This window comes from Streptomyces sp. NPDC006476 (assembly GCF_040612015.1).
In the GTDB taxonomy this organism is placed as follows: Bacteria; Actinomycetota; Actinomycetes; order Streptomycetales; family Streptomycetaceae; genus Streptomyces; species Streptomyces griseorubiginosus_B.
In genome coordinates this window covers 30,022-52,019 of the sequence record NZ_JBEXPK010000025.1, presented here as the reverse complement: position 1 = coordinate 52,019, position 21,998 = coordinate 30,022, and the positions used below count along the sequence as shown (strand labels likewise).

General features: G+C 70.2%; 20 protein-coding genes, 2 tRNA genes and 1 pseudogene. 15 read left to right on the top strand and 8 right to left on the bottom strand.

The window, feature by feature from the left end; all coding sequences use genetic code 11:
• On the bottom strand, window positions 1-3,064 hold a 3,064-nt coding region (locus ABZZ74_RS27130), incomplete at its 3' end, for a PAS domain-containing protein (RefSeq protein ID WP_356769166.1).
• Window positions 3,065-3,386: 322 nt separating this feature from the next.
• On the bottom strand, window positions 3,387-3,875 hold the full coding sequence (locus ABZZ74_RS27125; RefSeq protein ID WP_356769164.1) for an SSI family serine proteinase inhibitor: 489 nt from the start codon (window positions 3,873-3,875) through the stop codon (window positions 3,387-3,389).
• 169 nt (window positions 3,876-4,044) lie between these two features.
• Here ABZZ74_RS27125 and ABZZ74_RS27120 point away from each other — a divergent pair.
• The 3 genes from ABZZ74_RS27120 to ABZZ74_RS27110 all read left to right on the top strand — a co-directional run bounded on the left by ABZZ74_RS27120 (window position 4,045) and on the right by ABZZ74_RS27110 (window position 5,226).
• Window positions 4,045-4,138 (top strand) — tRNA-Ser (locus ABZZ74_RS27120).
• Between the two features lie 235 nt (window positions 4,139-4,373).
• Window positions 4,374-5,015: a hypothetical protein gene (locus tag ABZZ74_RS27115; RefSeq protein ID WP_356769162.1), complete on the top strand. Its 642-nt coding sequence runs from the start codon at window positions 4,374-4,376 to the stop codon at window positions 5,013-5,015.
• 138 nt (window positions 5,016-5,153) lie between these two features.
• Window positions 5,154-5,226, top strand: a tRNA-Arg gene (locus tag ABZZ74_RS27110).
• Between the two features lie 82 nt (window positions 5,227-5,308).
• Here ABZZ74_RS27110 and ABZZ74_RS27105 read toward each other — a convergent pair.
• Window positions 5,309-5,893, bottom strand: a pseudogene (locus ABZZ74_RS27105) (site-specific integrase); the annotation flags it as partial.
• 152 nt (window positions 5,894-6,045) lie between these two features.
• Here ABZZ74_RS27105 and ABZZ74_RS27100 point away from each other — a divergent pair.
• Window positions 6,046-6,369 carry a hypothetical protein gene (locus ABZZ74_RS27100; protein WP_356769160.1) on the top strand — a complete coding sequence of 108 codons (324 nt, stop codon included), beginning with the start codon at window positions 6,046-6,048 and terminating at the stop codon, window positions 6,367-6,369.
• On the top strand, window positions 6,366-6,857 hold the full coding sequence (locus ABZZ74_RS27095; RefSeq protein WP_356769158.1) for a hypothetical protein: 492 nt from the start codon (window positions 6,366-6,368) through the stop codon (window positions 6,855-6,857). Before ABZZ74_RS27100 ends, ABZZ74_RS27095 begins: the two co-directional genes overlap by 4 nt.
• An 848-nt stretch (window positions 6,858-7,705) precedes the next feature.
• On the opposite strand, the gene ABZZ74_RS27090 is transcribed toward ABZZ74_RS27095, so the two are convergent.
• Complete coding sequence (locus tag ABZZ74_RS27090; RefSeq protein ID WP_356769156.1) at window positions 7,706-8,167, bottom strand: MarR family transcriptional regulator; 462 nt, start codon at window positions 8,165-8,167, stop codon at window positions 7,706-7,708.
• Window positions 8,168-8,230: 63 nt separating this feature from the next.
• On the opposite strand from ABZZ74_RS27090, the gene ABZZ74_RS27085 reads away from it, so the two are divergent.
• Window positions 8,231-8,599, top strand: coding sequence for a VOC family protein (locus ABZZ74_RS27085; protein ID WP_356769154.1), 369 nt, complete (start codon window positions 8,231-8,233; stop codon window positions 8,597-8,599).
• Window positions 8,600-8,789: 190 nt separating this feature from the next.
• Here the strand turns inward: ABZZ74_RS27085 and ABZZ74_RS27080 are convergent, their stop codons facing one another.
• A complete protein-coding gene (locus tag ABZZ74_RS27080; protein ID WP_356769152.1) occupies window positions 8,790-9,431 on the bottom strand; it encodes an NAD(P)H-dependent oxidoreductase in 642 nt (213 codons plus the stop codon).
• A gap of 30 nt (window positions 9,432-9,461) precedes the next feature.
• Here ABZZ74_RS27080 and ABZZ74_RS27075 point away from each other — a divergent pair, with 30 nt between their 5' ends.
• Window positions 9,462-9,986, top strand: coding sequence for a MarR family winged helix-turn-helix transcriptional regulator (locus ABZZ74_RS27075; RefSeq protein ID WP_356769150.1), 525 nt, complete (start codon window positions 9,462-9,464; stop codon window positions 9,984-9,986).
• A 90-nt stretch (window positions 9,987-10,076) separates the two neighbouring features.
• Here the strand turns inward: ABZZ74_RS27075 and ABZZ74_RS27070 are convergent, their stop codons facing one another.
• On the bottom strand, window positions 10,077-10,907 hold the full coding sequence (locus tag ABZZ74_RS27070; RefSeq protein ID WP_356769148.1) for an alpha/beta hydrolase: 831 nt from the start codon (window positions 10,905-10,907) through the stop codon (window positions 10,077-10,079).
• 249 nt (window positions 10,908-11,156) lie between these two features.
• Window positions 11,157-11,444, bottom strand: coding sequence for a hypothetical protein (locus tag ABZZ74_RS27065; RefSeq protein ID WP_356769314.1), 288 nt, complete (start codon window positions 11,442-11,444; stop codon window positions 11,157-11,159).
• A gap of 192 nt (window positions 11,445-11,636) precedes the next feature.
• Here ABZZ74_RS27065 and ABZZ74_RS27060 point away from each other — a divergent pair, with 192 nt between their 5' ends.
• Entirely contained in the window at window positions 11,637-12,377 is a 741-nt protein-coding gene (locus ABZZ74_RS27060; RefSeq protein WP_356769146.1) for an aminoglycoside phosphotransferase family protein, read from the top strand.
• Between the two features lie 85 nt (window positions 12,378-12,462).
• Here the strand turns inward: ABZZ74_RS27060 and ABZZ74_RS27055 are convergent, their stop codons facing one another.
• Window positions 12,463-12,939: a MarR family transcriptional regulator gene (locus ABZZ74_RS27055; RefSeq protein WP_356769144.1), complete on the bottom strand. Its 477-nt coding sequence runs from the start codon at window positions 12,937-12,939 to the stop codon at window positions 12,463-12,465.
• 99 nt (window positions 12,940-13,038) lie between these two features.
• Between ABZZ74_RS27055 and ABZZ74_RS27050 the strand changes: the two genes are divergently transcribed.
• The 7 genes from ABZZ74_RS27050 to ABZZ74_RS27020 all read left to right on the top strand — a co-directional run bounded on the left by ABZZ74_RS27050 (window position 13,039) and on the right by ABZZ74_RS27020 (window position 21,985).
• On the top strand, window positions 13,039-13,464 hold the full coding sequence (locus tag ABZZ74_RS27050) for an HGxxPAAW family protein (protein WP_356769142.1): 426 nt from the start codon (window positions 13,039-13,041) through the stop codon (window positions 13,462-13,464).
• A 59-nt stretch (window positions 13,465-13,523) separates the two neighbouring features.
• On the top strand, window positions 13,524-14,408 hold the full coding sequence (locus tag ABZZ74_RS27045) for a DUF2797 domain-containing protein (protein ID WP_356769140.1): 885 nt from the start codon (window positions 13,524-13,526) through the stop codon (window positions 14,406-14,408).
• Window positions 14,409-14,712: 304 nt separating this feature from the next.
• Window positions 14,713-15,597, top strand: coding sequence for an amidohydrolase family protein (locus ABZZ74_RS27040; RefSeq protein ID WP_356769138.1), 885 nt, complete (start codon window positions 14,713-14,715; stop codon window positions 15,595-15,597).
• Window positions 15,598-15,874: 277 nt separating this feature from the next.
• Window positions 15,875-16,615, top strand: coding sequence for a response regulator transcription factor (locus ABZZ74_RS27035; protein ID WP_234491525.1), 741 nt, complete (start codon window positions 15,875-15,877; stop codon window positions 16,613-16,615).
• Window positions 16,612-18,258: a HAMP domain-containing sensor histidine kinase gene (locus ABZZ74_RS27030; RefSeq protein ID WP_356769136.1), complete on the top strand. Its 1,647-nt coding sequence runs from the start codon at window positions 16,612-16,614 to the stop codon at window positions 18,256-18,258. The genes ABZZ74_RS27035 and ABZZ74_RS27030 overlap by 4 nt, the downstream gene beginning before the upstream one ends.
• Before the next feature lie 14 nt (window positions 18,259-18,272).
• Entirely contained in the window at window positions 18,273-19,757 is a 1,485-nt protein-coding gene (locus ABZZ74_RS27025) for a bifunctional glycosyltransferase family 2/GtrA family protein (RefSeq protein ID WP_356769134.1), read from the top strand.
• Window positions 19,754-21,985 carry a glycosyltransferase family 39 protein gene (locus ABZZ74_RS27020; RefSeq protein WP_356769132.1) on the top strand — a complete coding sequence of 744 codons (2,232 nt, stop codon included), beginning with the start codon at window positions 19,754-19,756 and terminating at the stop codon, window positions 21,983-21,985. The genes ABZZ74_RS27025 and ABZZ74_RS27020 overlap by 4 nt, the downstream gene beginning before the upstream one ends.
• Window positions 21,986-21,998 lie beyond the last annotated feature (13 nt).

Genomic DNA, 21,998 nt, shown 5'->3' with positions numbered 1-21,998 from the left:
GTCCAGGAACCTGCGGTTGCCCGGTGACTGCGGCCTGCCCGCCCACCTGCGCCTGACCGACGACTTGCGGTTGCCCCGGAAGCTGCGGCTGCGTAACACCCGGAACCTGGCCAGGAACCTGCGCCTGCCCGGCGCCCGCACCTTGGACCTGCCCAGGAACCGGCAGTTGGCCGGCACCCGGCACCTGCCCGGGAACCGGCACCTGGCCGGCACCCTGCGCCGCGCCGGGAACCTGCGGCTGCGCACCGACTTGCGTGGGCCCGGGGAGCTGCGGCTGTCCGGCGTTCTGCGGCTGCCCGGGAAGCGGCGGCTGTCCAACACCGGGCGCCTGCCCACCGGCAGGCACCTGCCCGGGAAGCGGCGACTGTCCAACCCCCGGCACCTGTCCGGCACCCGGCATCTGCCCCGGCACCTGCACCAGCCCCGCACCCGGTGTCTGCCCGGGAAGCTGAGGCTGTGCGACCCCCGGAGCCTGCCCGACAACGGGCATCTGCCCCGGCACCTGCACCAGTCCCGCACCCGGCGTCTGCCCCGGAGCCGTCACTTGTCCAGCACCAGGCACCTGCGTCGCACCCGGCACCTGTCCGGTCCCCTGTGGCTGCACCGGCGTGAGCCCCTGCCCACCCGTAGCGCCCACCGAGCCCGCAGTTCCCTCGGCCCCGGTGACGCCGGCGACACCCGGACCTCCGGCACCCGAGCCAGCGGCACTGGCACCCGAAGCACCCCCCGGCGCCCGGTCCGCCTCCGCCGGAGGCAGGGCGAACACCGCGCGAGGTCCCGCCTCCTGCGCCGCCGCACGCTCGTTCGCGGCGGCCAGCGCACGGCGCCGGCGACCGGTCGGCTGGCCCCCCTCGGCTGCCTGGTCCGCCGGGACGGCCTGTCCGTCCCCGGCCCCGGGCTGCCCCGCCGACGACCCGGCCGGCGGAAGCGCGGCGGGCAACGCATGCTGTTCTCCCCCGTCACGCCGGGCGCGCCGTCCCGACGGTACGGGTACGCCCTGGGGCGGTACCGTCCCGCCCAGCCCGCTCCCGACGGCAGCGGTCCCCGCGGCGTGCTCCGCGGCCGTGACCACAGCGCCCTCGGAGACCCCGGCACCCACACCCTCGGCCCCCTCGGCCGATCGCCCGCGCCGGCGCCCGGTACCGCCGGCCACCTCGACCGCACTCCCGGCACCCGTGGCGGCCGCCGCTGCCGCCGACTCCTCCACGGCACGCCTGCGGCGCCGGCCCGTCGGCGTGCCCGGCTCCGCCTCCGCCGCCGTACCGGATTCGGCGTCGACGGAGTCCTCCGAGCCCTCGCCGTCCAGGAACGCGTCGACGGAGGAGCGCCGGGCCCGGCGCCGGGCGCCGGAGGTGTCCTCGGCGGCCGGGAGCTCGGCGGGGGCCGCGGCCGGTACGGCTCCGGCGCCGCCGCCGATGGGTACCTCCAGGACGTACGCGCTGCCGCTCATCCCCGGCACTTCATGGGTCTGCAGCACACCGCCGTGGGCGCGCACGATCCCGCGCACGATCGGCTCGTGCACCGGGTCTCCCCCGGCGTACGGCCCGCGCACCTCGATACGGACGACCTCGCCGCGCTGCGCCGCCGCGACGACGACCGTGTTGTCCATGTAACCGCCCGCCGACACGGGCGCGTTGCCGGTCGCGTCGACGCCGGCGACGTCCGCGACCAGATGCGCGAGCGCACCGGCGAGGCGCTGCGGGTCGACCTCGGCCTCGATGGGTGGCGCGTGCACGGCGAACTGCACCCGACCGGGCCCGATGAGTTCCACGGCCCCGTCCACACCGGCGGCGACCACCGCGTCGAGCATGACCTTGGTGCGGGTGATCTGCTCGGCCCCGGCGTCGAGCCGCTGGTAGCCGAGGACGTTGTCGATGAGGGTGGTGATCCGCGAGTAGCCGGCGGACAGATGGTGCAGCACCTGGTTGGCCTCGGGCCACAGCTGTCCCGCGTCGTCGGCCGCCAGCGCCGCCAGCTCGCGGCGCAGTTCGTCCAGGGGCCCGCGCAGGGACCGCCCCAGCAGCGTCAGCAACTGCTCGTGCCGACCGGCGAGGGCCTCGTACCGGTCCTTCTCGCGCTCGCCCAGCGCCGCGTACCGCTCCTCGCCGGCGGCGAGGTCCTCGTCGTGCCGCTCCTGCAGCTCCTCGAGCTCGGTGATGTGCTTCTGGCGCAGCGCGGTGAGCTCGGAGGCGTGCTCCTCCTCGAGCCGGTCCAGCTCCTCGGCGTGCCGTTTCTCCTGCGCGGCCTTCTCGTCGGCGAGGGCGTCGTAGGGCCGCCGGTCGGTGAAGGTCATCACGGCGCCGACGAGCTGGTCGCCGTCGCGCACCGGCGCGGTCGTCAGGTCGACCGAAACCCGGTCGCCGTTCTTGGCGAAGAGCACCTGCCCGCGCACCCGGTGCTTGCGCCCGGACCGCAGGGTGTCGGCGAGCGCCGACTCGTCGTACGGGAAGGGGGAGCCGTCGGCGCGCGAGTGCAGGACGAGGGTGTGCAGCTCCTTGCCGCCGAGGTCGCTGGCCCGGTAGCCCAGTATCTGGGCGGCGGCCGGGTTGACCAGGACGATCCGTCCGTCGGTGTCGGTGCCGACCACGCCCTCGGCCGCGGCCCGCAGGATCATCTCGGTCTGCCGCTGCGAGCGCGCCAGCTCGGCCTCGGTGTCCACGGTCCCGGTCAGATCGCGCACGACGAGCATCAGCAGCTCGTCGCCGCTGTAGCCGTAACCGTCGTACGCCTGCTGGCCGTTCTCCAGGTTGGCGCTGGTGACTTCGACCGGGAACTCGGTGCCGTCGGTGCGGCGGGCGACCATCCGGGTCGGCTTGGTCCGCCCGCGCGGGTCCATGTGGTCGGGCCGCCGCATGGACCCGGGAATGAGCTTGGAGTCGAACTGGGGCAGCAGGTCGAGCAGCCCGCGCCCGACCAGCGCGGTCCCGGGCGCCTCGAAGGCCTCCAGCGCGATGGTGTTGGCGTTGACGACGGTCCCGTTGGCGTTGACCAGCACCAACGCGTCGGGCAGCGCGTCCAGTATGGCTGCGAGGCGAGCAGCGCCTCGGGATGGCCTGCTGCTCACGAGACGCTTCCTCCCTGTTACCGCACCTTGCCGACCGCTCGGGCCATCTTGCCAACCTGCCCGCGACGTGTCACGCGAGGGAGTCTAAAGGCACGGGTTGCGCCGACGACGCCGGATGAGAGGGAGGTCGCACGACGAAGTGAAGTAGAACGTGTGACCGCCTCTCCTGGCCTGCGCGACTTTACGGACCCCGGGTTTCCGCCATGGAAAGCCTGTGAGCACATTCATCGGTACGACGGTCCTCCCGGACGACGCGACGGTCCTCCCGGACGAGGCAACCATGCTTCCGGACGATATGACCGACCGTCCTTGCTTTCGGAGGCTACGACCGCCCTTGCGGACGCAGATCGGGCAGCAACGGCACCATCCGGTCCCAGCGCGCGATCTCGCACCCGTCGCCACGGCTGTACGAGGCGTCGACGGGCCGCCCGGCCCAGGTCCCCGTGACATGGGCGGTGGCGGGGCCGCCGTACTGCATGGTGCACATGCTGCCGTCGGGGACCGGTGCGAAGGTCTCCCGGCCCCAGTGGGTCCCGCGGTCGAGGGCCGCGCACGCACCGGCCACGTCCGGGTGGTCGCCGCTGCCGGGGTGACAGGACAGGTGGTACGTGCCGTCCCGGCCGACACCCGCGTCCCGAACGGTGACGGTGAGGTGGTCGGGGCGGTCCTCGTCGCGGGCGGGAGGAGGAGCGAGGGCCCGGGACGCGCTCTCGGCGTGCGCGACGGCGGGCAGGGCACAGGACGCGACGGTGGCCGCCGTGGCCGCGCCGGCGGCGAGGAGCCGGGCGAGCCGGAGGCCGCTGCGGTTCATGGGGGACATGACCTGACCAACGCGGGGCGCCCCCGGAGGTTGCGAAAGGGCATTAAGGGCTTTGCTCTGCGGGCGGGCTGCCTAGTACCGTGGAGGCCGATTGGTGACAGCACGCTCGACTGTGTCATCATCTGCACGCACCACTCGCGCTGGCGCGGGAGGTTGTGCTGGAGGCGTCGCCTAGTCCGGTCTATGGCGCCGCACTGCTAATGCGGTTTGGGCCTTAAAGCCCATCGAGGGTTCAAATCCCTCCGCCTCCGCCATCTCACTCAGGGAGTCCATGCCGACGGCACGGACTCCCTGAGTGGTTTCCGCGGCAGTTACGCACCGTTACTCGACGTATGCGCATGCCGGGTGGAGTGTGCCATGCCGAGAGCTCCCTGCTGGGTTCCCTCGAACATCGTTCTTCGACGCGCTGACGGAGCTGGTCTTTGCCCTCTCCAGTGTGCGCCTGATGGCCGTGGTCACCGGCGTCAGCACCCAGTCCCGGGAGCGGCCGTGCAGCGCGACGAGGCGGAGGCACTGCTGACGCGGGCCAAGACGTCGTACCGCCACGCTCCTGAGGCTGCTACTGGAGTGCAGGGCCGCCGGGACCACGCCGATCTGCTGCTCGTCATGGCCGCCGCCCGCCCCCGCCCGGAGAGGCGGGCCCGTGTACGCCGTACTAGACCACCGTGCTGGACACCGCACCGGCAACGCCTGCCCAGTACCGCCGCCGCCTTCACCCCCGACCAGGCCGAGGCCGCTGCTCGCTCTCATGGACGGCGAGGTGCAGTACGCCTCCGACACACCGGACGCGATCTTCTTCGCGGGCCGGATAGCGAACCTCCGCGGTTTCGTCATCGCGATGTCGGCGGCGGGCCGCCGCTGCCTCTGGCCCATCCCCAACTCCCCAACAGGCTCTACAAGAAGCCCGAGAAGCCCTACATCGGCTTCCTCGACCTCCACCACCCGACCTTCGGCGGCACGGGGGACGCCCAGTTGCAGGACGGCCAGGCGACGCTGGGCCACGACGCGGTGTGGACCCTGGACATCGCCGTCCACCAGGCGGCTGGCGGCGACGGCTCCGCCACCGTCAACGCCGAGATCCGACTGACCCCGCAGGGGCGCTACACCTTCGAACAGGTACTCATGCCCTAGCCCCGCCCCGGACACCGTTTCCGCAGGTCACAAGGGGTACAGCTAACGGATTTCACATGTCAGCGGCAGTCATGTAATGTTCTTCCTGTCGCCGCGAAGGGCCCGGAAGGGCAGGAAACGGCGACAAAAACAGAACAAGCACTCGTAGCTTAACGGATAGAGCATCTGACTACGGATCAGAAGGTTGCAGGTTCGAATCCTGCCGAGTGCACACAGCTCAAAGCCCCCTCGGGATCATCCCGGAGGGGGCTTTGTCGTGCCGTACAGCAGCGAAGTACAGCAACGGGTCGAGATCAACCGGTGTTGTCGTCGGTGTCGGTGCCGCCCATCGCGGCGGAAAGCTTGCCGAGGGCGGCCCGTACCTCTTCCTCGCTCGCCTCCGCGTAGACCTCCATCGTCATGGCGATCTGCGAGTGCCGGCGGATGCGCTGTGCGACCTTCGGGTGGACCTTCAGGGCGACGAGCAGCGAGCTGCACGTGTGCCGGGTGTTCCGCAGCGGGATGACCCGGAGGCCGGCGCGGCGGGCACGCAGAGCGTGGCGCATGGGAGCGCCTTGAGGCAGAACTCAGGGAGGGGAAGGAAGTCGTCCGACTCCTCGGTCTTGGTCTGCCGATGGAGGATCTGACTGCCCGCGCGCTGGATCTGGTGATCGACGTACAGCTCACCGCTTTCGAAGTCGATGGACTTCCAGGTGAGTCCGAGGACTTCACCCCGGCGGAGCCCGAGGCAGAGCACCAGGACCCAGGCTGCGACCAGTGGATCTTCGCGCGCCACGGAATCGGCGAGGAAAGCGCCCTGCCTCGACGACGGACCACGGCTTGATCCGACGGCGACGAGGCTTCGGGACCTTGACCAGAGAGGCGACGTTCTTGGTGATCCGAGGGCCCGGGTCCGTCGACAGCCGCGCCGCCCAGTGGAAGCCTCAAGTCCTCCTCAGAACATCAACCTTGTCATTGTCGCGTGCATGATCATCACCTACTGTCCAAGAGCTCGATCGCCACGGGGGCGGTCCACCAGAACAGGTGTCACATGGGCATCAGCTCACGGCGCGCACGGACCAGCGCTGCCACTGCACTGCTTCTTTGCTTCATGACTGCGGGCACTGCCGCCGCAGAGGAAGTGCCCGCTGGCGGAACGGCGTCTGAAACCGCAGCGAGCACGGCGATTTCTGCCGATCAAACGACGGATATCAACGACAGACAGGGTTGGGTAGACGTCGACGAGCAGCCAACCGGCGAGAAGGCGCCGACCATGTGCGACAGGGCCAGCTGCAACACCATCGAAATCGGTCATGGATCAGCGACCTTGCCCACGTCCGAAACCGGTTGGAACTACTGGGAAACCTCCTCATGACCAATGTGAGCCTGCGGGCCTGGTTCACCGGATGCGTTGTGACAGCGTCGGCCTTGCTGCTGACCTCGTGCACCTCCGATAGCGGCAGTGCGAACGCCCATAAGACGTCGTCACCGCCCACGGCGAGCGCGTCTCAGACGACAACCACGACGCAGGAGAAGAAGCTCACCGACCAGGCCCAAGCGGCCCTTGCGGCTGTTCAGGCAGGGTCGATGGTCGAGGCCGGCGCGGAGCGCGTGACTGACGGCATCCACACAGAGCCCACCCTGAGCCAGGGCAAGACGTACAAGCTCAACCTGATGTGCATCGGCAGCGGCAACGCACGCTTGACGTTCACGCCGGCGAGTACCGGGCCGAAGGCCGATGTGCCATGCGATCAGTCAGTGGTGCAGCAACGGATCACCGCGCACAAGATGCCGGTACACATCGATGTCGACGGCGTCAAAGGATCGACAGGTGTGATCGCCTGGCAGATCGACACCATCTGAGCAAAGCACCGAGCGCGTACAGCAGCGATTACAGCAACTCCAGCAGCCCGACCGCGGCCAACAGCCACTCCAAGAGAGCGAACAGCGACCTGTACGACCGTTGTTGACCGATCTCTGTAGAGCTACGGATCAGAAGGTCGCAGGTTCGAATCCTGCCGAGTGCACATAGGTGAGAAGCCCCGGAATCTTCCGGGGCTTCTCACATCTCGGGGGTGTGCAGCAACGGTCCTCGACCCGTCGGCGTGGTTGCCGCCCATCGCTAGGGACAGCCTGGCCGGGTTCTCCCGCCGCCTTACTGGCGAAGCGCGCCTCGGTGCTCTACCTGTCGCCGGCCAACCGTCGATCTCGACCACCCGGGTTGTGTCGCGGAGGGCCGGTCGGGGACTGTCCCGTGCGGCCGGCGCGAAGGACGTCGCCGGGATCGAGTGAATCGTGGGCCACCCGGTGCCCGTACTGCTGCGGCGGGCGTATCTCGAAGTCGGCAACGGCGGCTTCGGTCCGACTGGTTCAGCGACTGCGCGGACATCGCGATGTCGTAGCACGACCTCGCCGAGGCTTCCGATCACCGGCTTCCGTGGGGGACACCGTTCCGCTCACGGACCGCGGCTGTGCGACGTGGGCGATGATCGACCTCCGTACGGCGGAAGGGCGGATGTGGGACGGGCATCCCAACCTCTGCCGTTTCCGGCATGCCCTTGCCCCGCTCGAACAGTCACTGGCCAAGTCGCTCACGGATTGGCTGCACGGCGTGACGCCCGACGGGCCTTATGTACACCGCGAGTTGGCGAGCCGGGATAGCCCGCAAGGGTGACAGCGCATGGCAGAGTCCCAACGTAGTTCCGGAGCGGTTATGTCGCCGATGCGGGCGGTTCGGTGAGTGAAGCGATGCAGGTCCGGAGCAGGCGCCGCATCTGATCCTGTTCGTCGGCATCCAGGTCGGCCAGCATGTTCTGCTCGACGCGGCGAACCGCGGCGCTGGCCACCTCCAGCTGACGGCGCCCGAGATCGGTCAGCTCGGTCGGCAGGGCCCTGCCGACGGGTGCCCGTGCCGGGCGGATGACGAGTCCCTGGCGTTCGAGGGACTGCAGAAGCACGTTCATCGACTGCCGGGTGACGAAGGCGCCGCGGGCCAGCTCGGAATTGGACAGACCCGGTCGCTGGGCAAGCAGCTCCAGGCAGGAGTAGTGGGTGATCGTCATGCCCAGCGGACTCAGTACGGCCTCCAGTGCGGAGTGCAGGGCGCTCGCGGCCGCCTTGAGCATGTACCCCAGCGATGTGTCCAGCTCGATTCCGGGCTCACCTTGACTCATGTCAGTAGTCTGACATACGGTCTCGGATGTCAGAAGACTGACATGTCTTAGGAGGTAAGGATCGTGGCCGTCACCGGACCCGACTTCGTTTCACTGCAGGTGCGCGACCTGGAGCGCTCCGCCGCTTTCTACGAGGAGTACCTGGGGCTGAAGCGCTCCGCCGCAGGACCGCCGCACGCTGTCGTGTTCGACACCAAGCCGATCGCGTTCGCCGTCCGCGACGTCGTCCCGGGCGTCGACCTGGACGCGATCGCCCAACCGGGCCAGGGGATGGCGCTGTGGCTACACGCCCCCGACGCGCAGGACATCCACGACGCCCTCGCCGCCGCCGGCGCGACGATCGTCTCGGCGCCCGTCGACGGGCCGTTCGGCCGCACTTTCACCTTCGCGGATCCCGACGGCTACCAGGTGACCCTGCACGACCGCAGCTGAGCCGGGCGGCCTGGTCTCCGGTGTGGCGGGCGTCCTGAGCAGACTCTTCAGGGTGGCAGGTTGGACGCTGTTGGTGGGCCGCGCGTCGAGGTCCGGGCATGGAGAGAGCCTGGCGCCGTCTTGAGGCGTCGGTACGGAGAGACCCCGGCGCCTCGAATCTTCGGCATGCAGGCGCGTCACCCGAGGTCTGCTAGGTCGTCACCGTCGCCGTCACCCCTCGTACCGTGCGCAGTGCGTTCGACCAGTTGGTCAGCTGGTCGAGCATCGTGGTGACCGAGGCCGCCAGGCCGTCGCCGGGGGTGAAAGTGCCGGAGGCGAAGGCGGGGAGCAGGGGGATGGCCGGCTGGGTGCGGACCGTGGCGATCTGGAGTTCGGCCAGGACGAGCCGCAGTGCCTCGGCGGCCCGGACCCCGGCCGCCCATCCGCCGTAGCTCACGATGCCGGCGGCCTTGTCGTTCCACTCCCGGTAGACGTAGTCCAGGGCGTTCTTGAGGGCCCCGGGGAAGGAGTGGTTGTACTCGGGGACGAGGAAGACGTAACCGTCGAAACCGTCGATCAGCTCGGCCCATGTGCGGGTGTGGGCGTGCTGGTACTGCTGGTGGTTCGGATTGCCGGGCTCGTCCAGGTTGCCGAGGCCGTGGTGGGCGAGGTCGATGAGTTCGTAGTCGGCGCCGCCGTGGGTGCGGGCGGTGTCGAGGAGCCAGGAGGCGATCTGGTCGCCGCGGCGGCCGGGTCTGGTGCTGCCGAGGATGATGCCGATACGGAGGGTCATGGCGCCCTTTCGGGGGAGGGAGAGTTGACGTGACAACTCTAGGAGGGTGTGAGTTGTCACGTCAACTCCTCCCCCGTTAGTCTTGCCGTCATGGTGGAACGCGACGCGCTCGAGCCGGAGGAGTGGGATCTCTGGGACCGGTGGATGCACGCACAGCGCCTGCTCGTTCAGGAGATCGACCGGCGCCTGCAGGCCGAATTCGGTATCTCCAAGGCGGAGTTCAGCGTCCTCGTCACCCTGCTGAGGGCGCCGGGCCGTGAAGTGCGCGTCGTGGACATGGCGGAGTCGCTCGGCTGGGAGAAGAGTCGGGTCTCCCATCAGCTCACGCGCATGGAGAGTCGGGGGTTCGTGGTCCGTACCGAGAGCGGGGCCAGCGGGCGACGGACCGGGATCGGGCTGACACCGGACGGGCGCCGCCTGGCGGAGAGCGCCGTCGTCGCGCATGGCGGCAATGTCCGCCGCTACTTCATCGATCAGCTCGCGCCCGAGCAGGCCGCGGCCATCAGCGCGTGGAGTGACCACATGATCCAGCGGCTCGAGCGGCTCGAGCGGCTCGAGCAGCGGGGCGAACGGGGCGGCGCCGGTGCCGCGGGTGGCAGTGCCTCTCGCGCGTGAGAGGGTCCCCCTCACGCGCGGGTGCCGTCAGGTCCAGAAGCCCCGGAGCGATGATCCGGGGCCTCCGATGGCCTTTCAGGGGACGGGCCGTCAGGACTCGAGGAAGGCGAGGATGTCCGGGTTGAGGACGTCCGGATGGGTCGACAGCATGCCGTGCGGGAAGCCCTCGTAACTCTTGAGGGTGCCGTTCTTCAGGAGCTTCACGGTCAGCGGGGCCGAGTCGTCGTACGGGACGATCTGGTCGTCGGTGCCGTGGCAGACCAGGACCGGTACGTCGATCTGCTTGAGGTCCTCGGTGAAGTCGGTCTCCGAGAACGCCTTGATGCATTCGTAGTGGGCGTTGGCCGCGCCCATCATGCCCTGCCGCCACCAGTTGTCGATCAGCCCCTGCGACACCTGCGCGCCGGGGCGGTTGAAGCCGTAGAACGGGCCCGAGGGCACGTCGATGTAGAACTGTGCGCGGTTGGCGACGAGGGCCGTACGGAAACCGTCGAAGATCTCGATGGGCAGGCCGCCCGGGTTGCTCTCCGACTTGACCATGACGGGCGGTACGGCGCCCACCAGCACCGCCTTCGCGACACGGCCGGGCTTGGCGCGTGCGACGTAGCGGGCGACCTCGCCGCCGCCGGTGGAGTGGCCGACGTGGGTCGCGTCCCGCAGGTCGAGCGCGTCGGTGAGGGCGATCACGTCGGCGGCGTAGGTGTCCATGTCGTGGCCCGTGGCGGTCTGGCTCGAGCGTCCGTGCCCACGGCGGTCGTGGGCGATGACCCGGTAGCCGTGCGCCAGGAAGAACAACATCTGGTTGTCCCAATCGTCGGCGCTCAGTGGCCATCCGTGGTGGAAGACGACCGGTCGGCCGTCTCGTGGCCCCCAGTCCTTGTAGAAGATGGTGGTGCCGTCGTCGGTGGTGACTGTACCCATCGCTGATCCTCCGCTCGCCCGGGCGTGCTCCGGTGGCACAGAGGTGTGGGGGGCACGCCGGGATCGACGAATTCACGCCCTGGGGCGCGGTCTGGACGTACCCGGACCACAGTACGCGCGGGCTGTGAACGCCACATCCTCAAACGGACTTCCGGCCGTCGGGGAAGCCGGCGAGTACGGCGGCCGCGCCGGCCACCGTGTGTTCGGGGAGATGAAGAGGGCGAGGTAGGCGGTGCCCGTCCTGGTGGGTCAGGCCTTCGTGTCTGCCAGGCGTTGGAAGGCGCGCGTGGTGCGGGGGTGGGCGAGTTCGTCCAGGAGGTGCCGCCATTCGGGGTCCGAGAGGTCCGGGTGGGCCAGGTCCCAGGCGGTGAGGAGCGGGGTCAGTGCTCCCTCGTCAGGGGGCTGGGCGGGGGCCGCCGCCTGTTCCGTTGTCTTTCCGGTTGCCCAGGCCGTTGCCTTCGCGGTGGGCTTCGGGGTTGCTTCTGCGCTGGGCCTCGCGGTTGTCTTCCCGGTGGTGATGGGCTCGAGCGGGTTCATCGGATGTCCCTTCGGCGCGTCTTTGGTTTCGGTTCCACGATGCCGCTGTGGTGGCGCCCTCGCCATGAAGCCTCCCACCGGACGGGAGGTGTAGGTGGCCGTACTTCCGGGGGGCTGCCCGCACCCCGAGGATCCGTCGGTGGAAGGAGTGCGAGGCCGCGTGGGCACGAGGCGGTACCGGGCGTTGATGCGGTGAGCGAGGGAGGCCGTACGGAGGCGGAGGTGCCGTTGTCCGGCGGGCGGATCACCCCGGGAGTGGTCCGGGTGGGGGACACGGTACGGCGGCCCGTCGGCGCCTCGTCCGCCTTCGTCGCCGAACTGCTCGGGCATCTCGCCGAGGCGGGTTTCGCCGGCGCACCGCGGCACCTAGGACTCGACGCCGCCGGACGGGACGTCCTCAGCTACCTCCCCGGCTGGGTCCCCGCCCGCTTCCAGCACTGGACCGACGCCCAGGTCACCGCCGCCGGCGCCCTGTTGCGCGCGCTGCACGACGCCACGCGCACGTGCAGCCTCGCAGGTCGGCACCCGGTCGTCTGCCACAACGACCCCGGCCCGAACAACACCGTCTTCACGGACGGCCCGGACGGTGTGCCGGTCGCCTTCATCGACTTCGACATGGCCGCATCCGGCGATCCGCTGGAGGATCTCGGCTACATGGCGTGGACCTGGTGCGTGTCTTCCAGGCGCGAGGCGACGCCGGTCGCTGCGCAGGCCGCACAGGTCCGGGTCCTCGCCGATGCCTACGGACTCGGCGCGGACGCGCGTCCCCGTCTTGTCGACGCCATCCTCGAACGTCAGTCCCGTAACGCCCGCTGGTGGGCGGGCAGCCGGCTCGCCCCGCCCGCGGTCATCGCCGAGCGTGTCAGCTGGTCCGAGAGGGAACACGCCTTCACGGCCGCCCATCACGCGTCCTTCGCCGCAGCCCTGCGCTGAGTCCGGCGAGGCCGGGCCGACCCTGGCGGAGGTGTGGCACGTCCAGTCGGATCCAGTCGGATCCAGTCGGATCCGGTCGGACGGTTCAGTGCGTCCGGCAGTGTTCCTCCATATACCCCGCCGCCAGCGCGCTCGCGCGCGTGAACCAGTCGGTCAGGACCGCGATCTCGTCGGGGGAGTAGTCCGCGAAGAGCTCCGCAAGACGGGCGTAGTACGGCTCGTAGATCTCCCGTACGCGGGCCTCCGCCTCCGGCAGTGCGGCGACCCGGACACGGCGGCGGTCGTTCGGGTCGGGGCGGCGCGTGACGTAGCCGGCGCGTTCGAGACGGTTGAGGATGCCCGTCACCGCGCCCGTCGTGACATGGGCGCGAGCCGCCAGGTCGCCGGCGGTGAGGAGGTTCTCGCCGGCCTCGATGACGTAGGCGAAGCAGGTCAGGTCGGTGACGTTCAGGCCGATCCGCTGGGCCATCTCCTGCTGGCCGATCATGCTCGTCGCGATCAGGTGGTCCATCGCGGACAGCGCCTGGGCCGGGCTGGCGTTCGGACGCGGCTTCGCTTGCATTACGGGTTTCCCGATTCCCTTAGTTTGTGAGATGTTTCTGTTGGAAATCTCTTAGTGCGTGAGAGATGTGGTCCTTCGGTGACGGGGAGAGGCGGGCAAGTGAGCGCACATCAGTATGACGAGGGGCACACGGTGGCGGGCTGGACCGGTTTTGCGGTCGTCACCCTCGGGACGGTGGTGCTGGGACTCGGCGTGTGTACGGCCTCGCTGGCGATCCTGGTCGGTGGGCTCGCCATCGTGGTGGTGAGTGTCCTGGTCACCTGGACCCTGCATCTCACCGGATGGGGCAAGCCACCGGGCCTGCGGCCCAGGGAGCAGTGGGGGTGGCGGACCCGGGATCTGACGGCCCGGGCGGGTCATCCGGGGTGCGTCGGCTGCCGGTTGGCGGGACGGGGGCGGAAGGCGATGCCCGCGGCTGAGGCGTACGGCGCGTCGCCGGAGCCCGTCGCCGTCCCTGAATCTGCCGCTGGACCTGACTTCGCCGAGGTGCCCGAGTCTGCTGCGGTACCCCCATCTGGGCCCTGAACTGCACGGATGCCGCCGCCGGGGCCCGTTGTCAGTGGTGCCCTCTACTCTCGGAGGCGATGGCACAGGCATGGAAGTGCTCGGGGCTGCGGTGGGCGGGCGGCGGTCCCGTGCTGGCGTGGGACGGTGGTCGGCGCAGCGCGCTGACCTGGGGGAAACGGGTGGCCTTCAGGGTCGCGGACGGGGGTGTGCGGACATGTGTGGGAGCGCGGGGGCATACATGCCCGATGCGGGCGGCGGTGCCGGGACGGAGTACGGGAGCGCGGTGCGAGGAGTGCGCGCGGCTGGACCGGGCGCACTCCGTGGCCGCCGACACGATCGCGGACGATCCGCGCCCGTACCACGTGTATCTGGCGTGGTTCGGGCCCGGCATGGTCAAGGTCGGGATCACCGCCGAAGAGCGGGGCTCGGCGCGGCTGCTCGAGCAGGGCGCGGTCTGCTTCAGCTGGCTGGGGCTGGGGCCGTTGATGGCGGCCCGGCGCACGGAGGAGCTGCTGCGCGCCGCGCTCCGGGTGCCGGACCGGATCCCGTACGGCGAGAAGCGGGCCGTCCGTTCCCGGTTGCCGGCGTCGGCGGCTGAGCGGGCGGCCGAGGTGGAGGCGCTGCACGGCCGGGCTTGCGCGCTGACCGCCTGGCCGGAGTCGCTGCGGCGGGAGCCGTGCCAAGTCGTCGACCACGTGGGGGTGTTCGGGCTCACCGACCTTCCGGCCGCCGCCGGGGAGGTGACAGAGCTGGCCGCGGGCAGCGGGGTGAACGGGAAGCTGCTCGCGGCCGCGGGGCCCGATCTGCACCTCGCGACGGGACGCGGGGTCGTCGTGCTCGACACGCGGCTGATGACGGGGTGGGACATCGTGCCGAGTGGGGACGGGGAGGGCGTCACCGTTCCGGTCAGAGAGGTGAGGGGGGTGAGGGAGGCGGCCGGGGTGCAAGACGGACTCTTCTGACGGCTCGCTCCGCTGGGTCTGGTGGGCTTCTTCGGCGGGTCGGACGGGCTGCTTCGTCGGGTTTCTTCGATGGGTCGGACGGGCTGCATCGCCGGACCTGCGGGCCTCGTCGCCGGTGTGGCTACCTGCTTCGCCGGGTCCGACGGCCTGTTTTCGCCAGGTCTGGCCGACTGTTTCGCTGGGGCTGACGGCCTGCTCCGCCGGGCTGAGGAATTGCTTCGTCGGGCTGTTCCGAACATCCGGGTGTGGGTGAGGGTGAGGATGAGAGGCAGGGGAAGACCGGCGAGCGGGTTCGAGAGGGCATATGGCTGAGATGGCGGAGGCCGGGCAGGTCCGGCGGTTCTGGGAGCGGCTGGGGCTGCCGGGGCTGGTCGACGTGCACACGCACTTCATGCCCGAGCGCGTGCTGCGCAAGGTGTGGGGCTACTTCGACTCGCTCGGGCCGCTGACCGGCGGGGTGGAGTGGCCGATCACGTACCGGGCGGAGGAGGAGGAACGGGTCGCGCTGATACGGGAGTTCGGGGTGCGGGCCTTCACCGCCATGCTCTACCCGCACAAGCCCGGCATGGCACGGTGGCTCAACAACTGGGCCGTCGAGTTCGCCGCCCGCACTCCCGACTGTCTGCACACCTCGACGCTCTTCCCGGAGGACGGGGTCGAGGCCTACGTCCAGGAGGCTGTCGACGCCGGGGCGCGGGTCTTCAAGGCGCATGTGCAGGTGGGCGCGTACGACCCGGCGAGTGAACTCCTGGAGCCCGCTTGGGGGTTGCTCGCGGAGGCGGGCGTGCCGGTGGTGATCCACTGCGGTTCAGGACCCGCGCCGGGCAAGCACACCGGGCCCGAGCCGATCGCCCGCGTGCTGGCACGCCATCCCCGGCTGCGGCTGGTCGTCGCGCACATGGGGATGCACGAGTACGAGGACTTCCTCGACCTGGCCGAGCGGTACGGGGAGGTTCGGCTGGACACGACGATGGCGTTCACGGACTTCAGCGAACGGTTCGCGCCGTTCCCCGGGCGGGCCCTGCCGCGGCTCGCGGACCTCGGCGACCGCGTTCTGCTGGGCAGCGACTTCCCCAACATCCCGTATCCCTACCTCCACCAACTCCACGCCCTGGAGCGCCTCGACCTCGGCGACGACTGGCTGCGGGCCGTGTGCCACGACAACGGGGCGCGGCTGTTCGGACTCTGAGGCCCCGGGCTCCCTTCCCCTCCCCGGGCTTCGAGCCCCGGGAACCCCTCTCACCCAGGTCCCCCACAGACAACCTTTACGTTCCGAACACCCCGGCCCACGGATGATGGACCCGCCCCGTACCCGTTGGGCACCCGCCCGGCACCCGCGCCGACCGGCGCGGACACGGCTGGGCAAGAACTTCCCAGGGGTTCCCTGAGAGGCGCCTGTGCGTTTCTCAGGGAAATCACAGGTTGTCGAAAGGGTGCTCTCAGAGGATCCAGACAGTGTGTCCACCATGACCACGACCTCGCCCCAGGGGCGCACCGAACTGCTGAGGCCGGACGGGAGCCCCGTCCGAGTGCTTGTGGTGGACGACGAGCTGTCGATCACCGAACTGCTGTCCATGGCCCTCCGTTACGAGGGCTGGCAGATACGGTCGGCCGGAGACGGCACGGGAGCCATCCAGACCGCGCGGGAGTTCCGTCCCGACGCCGTCGTACTCGACATGATGCTGCCGGACATGGACGGGCTGACCGTCCTGGGGCGGCTGCGCCGGGAGCTGCCGGACGTGCCGGTGCTGTTCCTGACGGCCAAGGACGCGGTCGAGGACCGTATCGCCGGGCTCACCGCCGGCGGCGACGACTACGTCACCAAGCCGTTCTCCCTGGAGGAGGTCGTGGCGCGGCTGCGGGGTCTCATCCGCCGCTCCGGTGCCGCCGACCGGCGCTCGGACTCCGTGCTGGTGGTCGGTGACCTCACCCTGGACGAGGACAGCCACGAGGTGTCGCGGGCCGGGGACTCCATCCACCTCACCGCGACCGAGTTCGAGCTGCTGCGTTTCCTGATGCGGAATCCGCGGCGCGTGCTCAGCAAGGCGCAGATCCTCGACCGGGTGTGGTCGTACGACTTCGGTGGGCAGGCCAACGTGGTCGAGCTGTACATCTCGTATCTGCGGCGCAAGATCGACGCCGGGCGGGAGCCGATGATCCACACGCGGCGTGGGGCCGGTTATCTGATCAAGCCCGCCGCTTCATGAGCGGGCGACGACGAACGCGTCCGCAGCAGCGACGAGCGGGACAGCCGCGCACCCTGCGGGCGCGGCTCGTCGTCGCTTCCGTGGTGCTGATCGCGGTGGTGTGCGCGGTGATCGGCACGGTGACGACAGTGGTGCTCAGGTCGCATCTGTACCAGCAGTTGGACGAGCAGCTGACCCAGGTCTCCGGGCGGGCGGCCGGTTTCGGCGGACCGCCCGGCGCAAACCTGGGCAAGAACAACCCGGCCCCCGGGACGAACAACTCGGCGGGCAGGAACGGCAACGGGCAGAGCTTCACCCTGAGCGACTTCGTCACGCACGGCCCGCAGCCGGAGCGCACGGTCATCGCCAAGGTCCAGAACGGCCGGATCACCGACGCCAAGTACGGTGAGCACTCGGACGACAGCACTGACCTCAGCGGCATGGCCGCCAACACGCTCAGCGAGGCGGCCCGCAAGTCGCTGAACACCGTCCCCCAGGACCACCACATCCACACCGTGGAGATCAGCGGGCTGGGCAAGTACCGCGTCAAGTACGTCAGCAGCGAGAACGGCAACTACTACGTCGCCGTTCCGACCAAGGTCCCCGACAACACGATCAACACCCTCATCCTCGTCGAGGTCAGCGTCACCGCCGCCGGGCTGGGGGCCGCCGTCATCGCCGGCTACGTGCTCGTCGGTGTCGCCACCCGGCCGCTGCGGCGCGTCGCCGCCACCGCCACCCGGGTGTCCGAACTGCCGCTGCACACCGGTGAGGTGAATCTCAGTGAGCGGGTGCCCGAGTCGGAGACCGATCCGCACACCGAGGTCGGCCAGGTCGGCGCCGCGCTCAACCGGATGCTGGACCACGTCCACGGCGCCCTGCACGCGCGTCAGCAGAGCGAGATGCGGGTACGGCAGTTCGTCGCGGACGCCAGTCATGAGCTCAGGACGCCCCTCGCCTCCATCCGCGGGTACGCCGAGCTGACCCGGCGCGGAAGGGAGCAGGTCGGGCCCGACACCCGGCACGCCCTGGGCCGGATCGAGTCCGAGGCCGGACGGATGACCCTCCTGGTCGAGGATCTGCTGCTGCTCGCCCGGCTCGACGCGGGGCGCCCGTTGCAGGTCGAGCAGACCGATCTGATCCCGCTGGTCGTGGACACCGTCAGCGACTCCCGCGCGGCCGGCATGGACCACAACTGGCGGCTGGACCTGCCCGACGAACCGGCGCTGGTGTCGGCGGACGCGGCCCGCATCCAGCAGGTGCTGGTCAATCTGCTGGGCAACGCCCGCAAGCACACTCCGCCCGGCACCACCGTCACCGCACGGATCCAGCGGCGCGGCCCATGGATGTGCGTGGACGTCGAGGACAACGGCCAGGGCATCCCGCCCGACCTGCTGCCGCACGTCTTCGAGCGGTTCGCCCGCGGCGACTCGGCGCGTTCGCGTGCCACCGGGTCCACCGGGCTCGGGCTCGCCATCGTGCAGGCCGTGGCGACCGCGCACGGCGGTGCCGTGACCGTGGACAGCGTCCCGGGTCGTACGGTCTTCACCGTCCATCTGCCGGCGCTCGCCCCGGCGTTCCCCCACCCGGCTCCCGAGACGAACTGGCAGTCGCACTCACAGGTGCAGCACAGTGCCAGCACATGGGTGCAACAGGGCACTTGACCAGAGTCGTTTCCATGCGAACCGACTCTTCTCCCGGCACCCTGCCGGCGCGGGAGCACCTCCCGGCCGGCGACGCCGGTACGCCTGTCCTGGACGTAGTGATCCCCGTCTACAACGAGGAGAAGGACCTCCAGCCGTGTGTGCTGAGACTGCACGAGCACCTCAAGCGCACGTTCCCGTACGCGTTCCGCATCACCATCGCGGACAACGCGTCGACCGACACCACCCCGACGGTGGCGTCCCGGCTGGAGTCGGAGATCGCCGAGGTCAGGAACTTCCGCCTGGAGCAGAAGGGCCGCGGACGCGCCCTGCGCACCGTGTGGTCCGCCTCGGACGCCCCGATCCTCGCCTACATGGACGTGGACCTGTCCACCGACCTCAACGCCCTGCTCCCGCTGGTGGCCCCGCTGATCTCGGGCCACTCGGACCTCGCCATCGGCTCGCGGCTCTCCCGCAGTTCCCGGGTGGTGCGCGGTCCCAAGCGGGAGTTCATCTCACGGACGTACAACCTGATCCTGCGCGGCTCGCTGCAGGCCCGCTTCTCGGACGCGCAGTGCGGATTCAAGGCGATCCGGCGTGATGTCGCCCAGGTGCTGCTGCCGCTGGTGGAGGACACCGGCTGGTTCTTCGACACCGAGATGCTGGTCATCGCCGAACGCGCGGGCCTTCGTATCCACGAGGTGCCCGTCGACTGGGTCGACGACCCCGACTCCACCGTCCACATCGTGAAGACGGCGACCGAGGACCTCAAGGGCGTGTGGCGGGTGGGCAAGGCGCTCGCGAGCGGTTCGCTGCCGCTGGACCGGATCACCCGCCCATTCGGCGACGACCCGCGTGACCGCGAGATCCAGGACGTGCCGAAGGGACTGGCCCGCCAGCTCGTCGGGTTCTGTGTCGTGGGCGGTCTGTCGACCCTCTTCTACCTCGTCCTCTACAGCCTCTTCCGGCAGTTCGGCGGCTCGCAGCTCGCCAACGCGCTCGCGCTGCTGGTCTCCGCGGTCGCCAACACGGCCGCCAACCGGCGTCTGACCTTCGGGGTGCGCGGCCGCGGGGGCGCCGTCCGCCACCAGGCGCAGGGTCTCGTCGTCTTCGGCATCGGCCTCGCCCTGACCAGCGGCTCGCTCGCCGCCCTGAACGCGGCGACGTCCGACCCGGCGCACTCCACCGAGCTGGCGGTGCTGATCGCCGCCAACCTCGCGGCGACCGTGCTGCGCTTCCTGCTCTTCCGCGCCTGGGTCTTCCCCGACCGGGACGACAGCCGGCCGTCCACGGTGGTGGCCGCGCACACCCCGTCCTCGCCGACGTACGTGACGACCCCGACGACCCCGTTCCCGCAGTACCAGCCGCAGTACCCGCTGCCACAGCGCCCGGCCGCGTACCGCGGCCACGACACCACCCAGTTCCGCGCCGGTGAAGTCGCGGACCGCACCTGGGAGGACGCCACCCTGCATCTGCAGCCGGTGCGTCCGACCGACACCGATCCGAGGGACGCCCGATGACCACCCACTACGACCGGACGACGTACGAGGGGGGACCCGGTCCCTCCTCCTGGGGACCGCCCCCCGGCCCCACGGTCACCACGGCCGTGCAGGAGCCGGTGGCCCCCACCGAGCCCCGGGCCGGCAAGCCGCGACAGCCCTTCGTACGGAGACTGTGGCGCGGCCGCCCCGAGGACCCCCGCTGGGCGCGCCCGGCCTTCCTCGGACTGCTGGCCGCCACCCTGCTCCTCTACCTCTACAACCTGAGCGCCTCCGGCTACGCCAACTCCTTCTACTCGGCGGCCGTGCAGGCCGGCAGCACGTCCTGGAAGGCGTTCTTCTTCGGCTCGCTGGACGCGGGCAACGCGATCACCGTCGACAAGCCCCCGGCGTCCCTGTGGCCGATGGAGCTGTCGGTCCGGATCCTCGGCCTCAACTCCTGGGCGATCCTTCTCCCCGAGGTCCTGATGGGCGTCGGCGCGGTGGCCGTGGTCTACGCGGGCGTCCGGCGCCGCTTCAGTCCCGGGGCCGGTCTGGTCGCGGGTGCGGTGCTCGCGCTCACTCCCGTCGCGGCGCTGATGTTCCGGTTCAACAACCCGGACGCCATGCTGGCCCTGCTGATGGCGCTGGCCTGCTACTTCGTGGTGCGTGCCGTCGAGGACGGCAGGACGAGGTGGCTGGTGTGGGCCGGGGGCGCGATCGGCTTCGCGTTCCTCGCCAAGACGCTGCAGGCCTTCCTGATCCTGCCGCCGCTGGCGATCGTGTACGCGGTCTGCGCGCCGGTGTCGGTGCGGAAGCGGTTCGGACAGCTGGCCGCGGCGACGCTCGCGCTGGTCATCTCCGGCGGCTGGTGGGTCGCGATCGTCGAGCTGTGGCCCGCGTCCTCCCGCCCCTACATCGGCGGTTCGCAGAACAACAGCTTCCTCGAGCTGACCTTCGGCTACAACGGCTTCGGCCGCCTCAGCGGCGACGAGACCGGCAGCGTCGGCGGCGGTGGCGGAGGCGGCGGCACCGGTATGTGGGGGGCCACCGGCTGGAACCGGATGTTCAACTCCGAGGTCGGCGGCCAGATCTCCTGGCTGCTCCCGGCCGCGCTGGTCCTCTTCGTCGCCGGCCTGGTCGCCACCCGCAAGCTGAAGCGGACCTCGGTCACTCGTGCCTCGTTCCTGGTCTGGGGCGGCTCGCTGCTGATGACCATGGTCGTCTTCAGCTACATGGCGGGCATCTTCCACCAGTACTACACGGTCGCCCTCGCCCCCTACATGGCCGCGGTCATCGGCATGGGCTCGGCGATCCTGTGGGAGAAGCGCAGGGAGACCTGGGCCTCGATCACCCTCGCGGGCGCGGTCGTGGCGAGCGCGGTGTGGAGTTACGTCCTGCTCAACCGCACCTCCAGCTATCTGCCCTGGCTGAAGTACCTCGTCCTGATCGGCGGTCTGACCGCCGCGCTCGGCCTGATCTTCGCGGGCCGGATCAACCGGCAGCTGGCCCTCGGGGCGGCGGCCGTGGGTCTGGTCGCCTCCCTGGCCGGCCCGACCGCGTACACCCTCAGCACCCTGCAGACGGGCCACACGGGATCCATCGTCACGGCTGGTCCGGCGGGCGCGAGCATGATGGGCGGTCCCGGTGGCGGCGGTATGCGGGGCGGCTTCGGCGGCGGCATGCGGGGCGGGCAGAACGGCAACGGCAACACCCAGGGCCAGAACCAGCAGGGCAACGGCTTCCCGGGCGGCGGCACGACGGGCAACGGCAACGGCGGCTTCGGCGGAACGCCCGGCCAGAACGGCAACGGCAATGGCAGCACGCAAGGCCAGAACGGCTTCGCCGGCCGGGGCGGCGGTGGCATGGGCGGCGGCGGTGGCGTCGGCGGTCTGCTGAACGGCGCCAGCGTCTCCTCCGCGGCCAAGAAGCTGCTGGAGACCGACTCGTCCAAGTACACCTGGGTCGCCGCGGCCATCGGCGCCCAGAACGCGGCGAGCTACCAGCTCTCCACCGGCGACCCGGTCATGGCGATCGGCGGCTTCAACGGCACCGATCCGGCGCCGACGCTGGCCCAGTTCCAGAAGTACGTGGCGGACGGCAAGATCCACTACTTCATCTCCTCCGGCACCGGAGGCGGCATGGGAGGCATGGGCGGCAGCAGCAGCGGTACGTCCTCGCAGATCACCTCCTGGGTCGAGAAGAACTTCAAGAAGGTGACCGTGGGTTCGTCGACCTTCTACGACCTGACGCAGAAGGCGAGCAGCTGACCCTCAGCCCGAC